Origin of the sequence: Sphingobacterium puteale, assembly GCF_003627955.1 — a bacterium.
In the GTDB taxonomy this organism is placed as follows: Bacteria; Bacteroidota; Bacteroidia; order Sphingobacteriales; family Sphingobacteriaceae; genus Sphingobacterium; species Sphingobacterium puteale.
Genome location: NZ_RBWS01000012.1, coordinates 219,768 through 227,803, shown reverse-complemented (window position 1 = coordinate 227,803; position 8,036 = coordinate 219,768). Strand labels below are relative to the sequence as shown.

General features: G+C 41.2%; 5 protein-coding genes. All 5 read left to right on the top strand.

All coding sequences use genetic code 11. The annotated features are described in order from the left end of the window. The first annotated feature begins 160 nt into the window (after positions 1 to 160). The 5 genes from D7322_RS17050 to D7322_RS17030 all read left to right on the top strand — a co-directional run bounded on the left by D7322_RS17050 (position 161) and on the right by D7322_RS17030 (position 8,034). On the top strand, positions 161 to 367 hold the full coding sequence (locus D7322_RS17050) for a hypothetical protein (RefSeq protein ID WP_147430457.1): 207 nt from the start codon (positions 161 to 163) through the stop codon (positions 365 to 367). A 904-nt stretch (positions 368 to 1,271) separates the two neighbouring features. Beyond that, positions 1,272 to 2,456: a Pycsar system effector family protein gene (locus D7322_RS17045; RefSeq protein ID WP_245971359.1), complete on the top strand. Its 1,185-nt coding sequence runs from the start codon at positions 1,272 to 1,274 to the stop codon at positions 2,454 to 2,456. A 49-nt stretch (positions 2,457 to 2,505) separates the two neighbouring features. Next, the gene (ppk1, locus tag D7322_RS17040) at positions 2,506 to 4,518 is read left to right on the top strand and encodes a polyphosphate kinase 1 (protein ID WP_121125465.1); all 2,013 of its coding nucleotides are present in this window, start codon (positions 2,506 to 2,508) and stop codon (positions 4,516 to 4,518) included. A gap of 4 nt (positions 4,519 to 4,522) precedes the next feature. Next, positions 4,523 to 5,419 carry a hypothetical protein gene (locus D7322_RS17035; protein ID WP_121125464.1) on the top strand — a complete coding sequence of 299 codons (897 nt, stop codon included), beginning with the start codon at positions 4,523 to 4,525 and terminating at the stop codon, positions 5,417 to 5,419. A gap of 5 nt (positions 5,420 to 5,424) precedes the next feature. Continuing rightward, complete coding sequence (locus D7322_RS17030; RefSeq protein WP_121125463.1) at positions 5,425 to 8,034, top strand: BamA/TamA family outer membrane protein; 2,610 nt, start codon at positions 5,425 to 5,427, stop codon at positions 8,032 to 8,034. The last annotated feature ends 2 nt before the right edge of the window (positions 8,035 to 8,036 follow it).

Below are 8,036 nucleotides of genomic sequence, written 5' to 3'. Positions count from 1 at the left end.
CCGCGTTTAACTCTCGTTAAACCCTTCTTTTTTCATGAATACCTGCTCTCGCGGTAACCGTCCCTCCCTTGCGGAGTGGTGCAAAGATAGGGAGTTTTCGGGCAAACTTCCAAGACTTTTGTTCTTATTTATTTCGTTTTGCCGCTAACTGGCTGTGAACTTGGGGGATTATTTTTGTGGAACAGGATCCTGGGGGCTCTGGGATGCAAAAATGGACGGTTATCCGCGGATCTGCGGCGGGCTCTGGGGTGCGACGGGGGCAGGAGCGGCGACCGGAGGACTGGAAGAGGATACAGAACGCCGTGAAATCCCAGTTCGGTCACCTGCATCCTTGAACGGAGCATCGGCGGCGCCGACGCTTTTTTAGTCCAGAAGCACAGGACTGGCCAACAGAGATCCCTAGGGGGATCCCGTGGGAAGACCGGAGGACTGGAAGCAGGCGTGGACAAAACAGTAAGCCCGCCGGGAAGACAACGGTACAAAACAAAAAAATCCGATGAGCCGGCCCCACCCGGACCGGGGAGACCGAGTCATGGGCAGGCATAAGAACCGCAGCCGGGCAGTCCGCGGAGCCCATAGAAAAATAAGGCAACAATACCAACAACAATGTCGGTACAGATCCTATGTTTAGTTAGGTTTTACTTAGGTTTTACTTAGGTTTTGTTTAGGTTTAGTTTAGGTATTCTTTAGGTAAAAGCTAATAGATACCTAACTAAACACTAACCTAAGTCTAGATTATTTCTAAACTATTATAAAATTGATACCTGAGCAGATCATAACATAAACTAAAGACGGAGATGCGACATGAACGATAGTAGGACTGTGGTTGCGAGCCGTGGACCTGGATCAGAATATTTACCAACTTAAACATTGTATTTCTTATCTAACGCAAAAACACTTCATTAGGATCAAGCTAAGCAAACCACAATTCATCACCGAGGGCAACTACAACTAGTCAGAATCAGGTAAAACACATAAAAAGGTAGAGGAGAAGCTACCGCTTATCAAACTAACCCGAGGAGCTTAAAAGAACAACAGCAGGACATGGCATCCTAAAAATCAGAAATGCTCGTGGTCCCACGGCATCGATAGCAGCAATTACACTTAAGTAAAAACTTAAAGGACGCACGCTGTACAAAAAAACAATGATTTTGTCTGCTTTCTGGTCTATCAAACTTGATCTAGATCAAAAAATTACGAAAAGGGATCACATATATACAAGATGTTAAAGATATTGAATACTTTTATTCTAAATAAACATCATATTGGTCATGATAGATTATAACGAGCTTTTAAAACAAGTAGAGCACTATTCTAATACTTATATTGTAGAAAACATATCTTCTTGTCATTGTTTTCACAACAGCCTACACACACATTCAGTAGTACAGGCGGCAGAAGAGATTTCGTCGTTCTATAAGTTAAACGATGAAGATCATTTTATTGTGATCAGTGCTGCTTATTTTCATGATCTAGGCTATGTAGAATCTGACAACGCGATTGGCCATGAGAAAAGAAGCGTAGAAATAGCTTTGGACTTTCTGAAAGATAAAGACATATCCGAAGATGTTAAAGAAAAAATCAAAGGTTGCATCCTTGCGACGAGAATGCCTCAGGACCCAAACAATCTACTGGAACAGATTCTTTGTGATGCCGACCTGTTTCATTTTGGTAATGACGACTTTGAAAAGAGGAACAAACTTATGAAAGCCGAAGCGGAAGCTGTATTGGGAAAAGAAATTGACAAAGATGTCTGGCGTGCAGGTACAATAAAACTTTTGGCCGGCCATCATTACCATACGGATTATGCGCAACAAAAGCTCAATGCAAAAAAAGAACAGAACTTAAAAGAACTCGAACGAAAACAGGAAAAATCTAACGCCAAGAAAAAAGAAGACAAAAAAGAAACAAAAAAAGAGAAAGACAAAAGCGCCAAACCCGAACGTGGCATAGAGACGATGTTTCGGATAACATCGTCCAACAACCAGCGCCTGAGCGACATGGCTGACAATAAAGCGAACATATTATTAACCGTCAATTCCATTATTCTATCCGTTGTCATTGCGGTACTGTTTAGAAAATTAGATAGCAATGAGCATCTGATCTTTCCAACGATTATCCTCACTCTAATTGTTGTGGCAACTATGGTGATGGCCATATTATCGACTATACCCAAAATACCCGCTGGAAAATTTTCAAAACAGGAGATTGAGGATAAAACCGTCAATCTATTATTTTTCGGAAACTTCTACAAAATGAAACTCGACGACTATAACGAGGGGATGCAAAAAGTAATGATCGACTCCGAATTTTTATACGGCATGCTTACAAAAGATGTTTATTCCCAAGGCGTCGTTCTGGGCAGAAAATACAAGTTATTACGTTATGCTTATGGAATCTTTATGTTTGGCTTGGTCATCTCTGTTATTTCTTTTGTTATTGCAACACTCTTATAAAATGGATACTGCTTTTCTAACCGCATTATTCCTTAGATTATTTTTTTGAATGAAAAAAAAAGACCTATATATCAACAGAGATATCAGTTGGCTTTCCTTTAATGACAGGGTACTTAACGAAGCTGGACGCCCGGCAGTACCATTGTTGGAGAAATTACAGTTTCTCGCTATTTTTTCCTCAAACTTAGATGAGTTCTACCGTGTACGGATGCCCGTATTAATGGCTTGGAAGAAAATTAAAAAAAAGACTACTGACCAGGTCGTCCCGAATCTTGACATTGGGACGTATAAAAAAGCATCCAAAATTATCCATAAACAACAGGAAAAATTTGGACTCTTTTTAACTGATATTATTCAGCAGTTAGCTGCGGAAAACATTATCCTAATCTATAACCAAGAGATTCCATTAGCGGTAAAATCTCTTGCCGCAAAATATTTTTTTAGCACGATTGCTTCTTATCTGCAAATCATTCCTGTTAACGAAGAATTCTCTTTTTTTCCGATCAACAACCGTCTGTACTTTGCTCTGACAGACAATAGTGCGTCTGATCTGTTCATTGTCAATATACCCGCAGATCGCATTAATCGGTTCTTCACCTGCCAGGTCAATGCCAAAACATATGTTGTCTTCATCGACGATATCATTAAATTATTTTTACCCAACTTCATAAAAGACAAGAGTTTAAATTTCTACACCTTCAAAATTACCCGGGACGCTGAGCTTAATTTGCAAGATGAATTTGAGGGTGATATTGCTCAGAAAATAGAGGCAGAAGTCAATAAAAGAGATCTTGGTTACGCAACCCGATTCTTACATCAGCCGGGTTTTCCAGAACAGCTCATCGAAAGACTTGCGGTTCTTTTTGACCTGCGGAAAAGTAGTATTGTCGCCGGAGGTTATTACCATAATCTAAAGGACTTTTTCTCCTTCCCAATAAAAGAGGAAGCATTGTCCTTCCCGAAACAGCGACAGATAGAGGTACATCAGGATTTCGAACATTCCCTTTTTGATCAGCTCGATCAGAAGGATATATTGATCTGTACTCCTTATGAATCGTTTGATCCCATTCTTCGATTTTTTAACGAAGCGGCTATCGATCCTGAGGTTGTGGAAATCCACACGACACTCTATCGAATTGCCGGTGATTCGCATATCGCCCAAGCGCTGGCCACTGCAGCAAAGAATGGAAAGAAAGTAAATGTGTTTGTTGAATTAAAAGCACGTTTCGACGAAGCCAATAATATACATTGGTCCAGAATTATGAAGGAACAGGGGGTAAGAATCAGTTATAGCATTCCTAATCTCAAAGTGCATGCTAAAATTGCACTTGTCAGACGAAAAGATGGAAAAGAAAGCGCACTATTTGGGACTGGCAACTTAAACGAGAAGACCGCCACCGTATATACTGACTATTTTTTGATGACATCCAACCGTTTACTGACAGCGGAACTAGGTCAGCTATTTGAGTTTTTACCCAATAGAAAGAAACCAAGCAGTCCAACAGATATTTCATTTCGGCACCTATTGGTAGCGCAATTCAATCTAAAGCAGACTTTCATCGGGCTGATCGACGAAGCAATCGCTCAGCTCAGCCAAGGAAGAACTACTTTGATAAAAATTAAGCTAAACAATTTAGAGGAAGAATCGTTAATCAATAAATTGTATGAGGCTAGCCAAGCAGGTGTAAAGGTACAATTGTTGGTCAGAGGAATATGCCGGCTTAAGCCTCAAGTACAAGGTTTAAGTGAAAATATCAAAGTTAAACGGATTGTAGGTCGCTATTTAGAACACGGGAGAATCTTTATATTTCGGTACGGCGATGATACAAAGGTATATTTAGGTTCCTCAGATTGGATGGATCGCAATATCTACCGTCGGATAGAAACCTGTTTTCCGGTACTGGAAACAGTATTATCCAAAAAGATTCAGCAGCTCTTCGAAATCCAGTTCGCTGACGATATCGAAGCTACTTTTATTGACGACCTAGGGCAAAACATACCTATAGCACATCCGCTTGGCAATAAATCGCAGCAACAAATTGTTGATTACTTAAACAACTAAATTGATGAAAAACTCAACACGACTATCAGTTTTTGCTTTGGGAATAATTTCCTCGGTATTAATAGCTTGCAACCCCAGTAACGCAAACAAAGAACGCACAGCTCATTTTACGGACACAACAACAGACAAAAAACCGCAACAGGCAATTCCTTATCAATTGCTGTCCGGCGAAAAGATAAGTTTACCCAACGAGCTGCTCGAAATATCAGGGATCGCATTTTTAGAGGGGCAGGATGAAGAGATTTATGCCATTCAAGATGAACAAGGATTACTTTTTAAATACCATTTGCCTACTCAGAAGCTCACATTCAGCCAATTCGGAAAAGATGGTGATTACGAAGACATTGGTATTAGTAAAACACATTTCTTTGTTTTAAAGAGCAATGGCAGTGTCTATTCCTTCCCAATGACAGATAAAGATAACATACAGGCGGTCGCTGAGCAAAAAGACATTCTTCCTAAGGGCGAATATGAAGGACTTTATGTCAATAAAGCAGCTAACCTCGCTTATGTTCTCTGCAAAGAATGCCGAGTAGACAAAAAACAATCACAAACAACCGGATATATTTTTTCCATTGGAGCGGATGGCAAATTCAGTCCAAAAGGCGAATTTGCCATCCAAGTCGATGAGCTAAAGAAACTTGATCCCAAGATCAAAAAGACCTTCAAACCGTCAGCGCTTGCAAAGAAAACCGATAGCAATGAATGGTATATTTTATCCTCCATTGACAAGGCGCTCGTTGTAACGGACGAAAACTTCAAGGTCAAGTCCTTAACGCCGTTGGATCCAAAGCTATTTCCTCAACCAGAAGGGATCAACTTTGATTCAAAATCCAATCTTTACATCAGCAGTGAAGCAGGTGATCAGGACAAAGGAATCATTTATAAATTTGAAAAATAATCAGCATGCAACGGGTCTTACCATTTCTTTTACTTTTTTTTACCGCACAAGCTTATTCTCAGCAGAAGAACAAGTCGACCTTGTCAGCTGAAGCATACAAAGACAAGTCTTTGACGCAAGCCGTGATAAAAGATAGTATTACTGTTGTCGCAAATGCAAAGTATGGACAGGCGGGCAAATTTAAAAAATCATTTCTGGGAGAAAACTACCGCAAAGAATGGGCTGCCGAAACCTCATTACCCATACTTCAGCTATCTAAATTATTCGGAGGTCTAACGCCGGTCAAACAAGGAGGAGGCATGCAATCCGTGTCACTCCGATTGACAGATCCAACAGGAAGAGAATGGGCCCTTCGATCAGTAAATAAACGAACAGAATCTTTGATTCCAGAAGAATTGCACGGAACCTTTGTTCAGGATGTCCTGGACGATGCGACAAGTGCGCAACATCCTTATTCTGCGCTGATGATGCCCGCACTGGCCAATGCTGTCAATGTCCCACATGCACATCCTATTATTGGATTTGTCGCACCGGATCCGATCCTTGGCCAATACGCAGCGCTATTCGAAAATACTGTAGCCCTATTGGAAGAACGGGAACCGCTGGGCGACTCTGATAATAGTGCTAAAGCGGTTCGCAAACTCCAGGAAGACAATGACGATGATTTTAAACCCAAGGCATACCTCAGAGCACGCATGCTGGACGTGATGGTAAGCGATTGGGATCGTCATGAAGATCAATGGCGCTGGTACAATGAAAATCAGAATACGGATGACAAAGATAAGGACTATATTCCCATTCCACGTGACCGCGATCAGGCTTTACGTGTTACACAGGGATTTTTGATGAAAGATATTTACCAGCGATTTGTAAATCCTGTTATGCAAGGTTTTACTATGGGCATTCCAAATATCAGATATTCCCTTTTCAAATCCAGGTTTTTAAATGCACACCCCAGCAATCAGCTCTCCCACAAAGAATGGACAAAAGAAGTAGACCAATTTGTCGCCCGATTGACCGATTCGGTACTCCGGCAGTCTGTCAACAGCTTGCCCCAATCATCCATAGCGATTCGGGGCGAACAGATTTTCCGCACCCTTCAGAGCAGACGTGATGCTCTGCCTACTGCGATGGAACAATATTATCGCTTTATCAATAATATTGTAGATATCCATTTCAGTGATAAGAACGAGAAGGTAGAGATCGTCAACACCAAAGACAGGGGATTAAATGTCAAGGTATCCAAAATCAACAAAGATGGAAGGGTGACTAAAACAATAATGGACAAAGTTTACGAAGAAAATTTGACGAAAGAGATTCGGTTATACCTTTCTGAGGGGCAGGACTCGTTGTTAATAAATAATACAAATTCTCCGATAAAACTGCGAATAATTGGCGATAGTTTGCCAAAAACCTATGTAATCGACAATAGCAGATCAAGAATAAAGCTCTATGAAAACACGTCCAATTCAACGATTTTAGGAGAAAAAAAACGAGTCAAGCTACATCGCGGTAAAGATAGCGTAAATACAACATTTGTTCCCGTAAATTTATACAATTCCTGGCTACCATTATTAACAGCTGGCTACAATGCTGATGATGGTTTTTCTTTGGGGCTTGGCGCAGCATATACCCACCAGCGGGGATTTAGGAAAGCGCCTTTTACCTACAAACAGCAGATTACAGTCGCTACGGCATTCCGCACAGGTGCCTATAAAATACATTATCGCGGTGAATGGGAAGATGTCATAGGCAATGCCGACTTCGTCATTGACGCACTGGCAAAAGCTCCCGACAATACACAAAACTTTTTTGGCGTGGGCAACAATTCATTGTTTTTAGAAGATCAGCATGGGGCAAAGTACTACCGTAGCCGATTCAATATTTTTAATATCAATCCGCTACTGAGGTGGCATCCATCATCAACGTTAAATTACGCGATTGGCCCCCATATCCAGTTCTATCATCTGGATCCCGTTGAAAATCAAGGTCGTTTTATCCTAAATCCGCAGGCGCTGCATTCCTATGATAGTCTCTCCATTACCCATGACAAGGCCTTCGCTGGATTAAATGCTTTTCTAACACAAGATACACGTAATCGCAAGATCAATCCCAGTAAAGGAGTATTTGTCAAGGCTGCAATGCATTCCTTTTTAGGTTTAAATAAATATTCGCGTCATTCGGCACAGTTAAGCGCAGAAATGACCGGTTATTTTAGTGCAATTAACGAAGGTATTATATTTGCCAACAGGGTAGGAGGAGGAACGGTGGTAGGTAACCCAACATTCTATCAATATCTTTTTCTTGGTGGTCACGAAAATCTACGTGGTTATCGACAATACCGTTTTGCTGGGGAACAAATGGTCTACAATAACCTCGAGGCTCGTGTTAAGATCCATGATATAAAAAGCTACGTTCTGCCCGGTGAGCTGGGCCTCATGGGCATGTATGATATTGGAAAAGTCTGGGCAAAAGACCATAACAGTTCCACTTTCCACCAAGGATTCGGCGGTGGGCTTTATTATATCGTGGCAAATGCCTTGCCCCTGCACTTCGTGATGGCCAAATCCAACGAAGGCTGGTATCCTTATTTTAGTACAGGCTTTCGCTTCTAAAG

Coding starts and splice junctions, on each gene's coding strand:
- D7322_RS17045 (WP_245971359.1), top strand. CDS start 1,272: ATGATAGATTATAACGAGCTTTTAAAACAAGTAGAGCACTATTCTAAT.
- ppk1 (WP_121125465.1), top strand. CDS start 2,506: ATGAAAAAAAAAGACCTATATATCAACAGAGATATCAGTTGGCTTTCC.
- D7322_RS17035 (WP_121125464.1), top strand. CDS start 4,523: ATGAAAAACTCAACACGACTATCAGTTTTTGCTTTGGGAATAATTTCC.
- D7322_RS17030 (WP_121125463.1), top strand. CDS start 5,425: ATGCAACGGGTCTTACCATTTCTTTTACTTTTTTTTACCGCACAAGCT.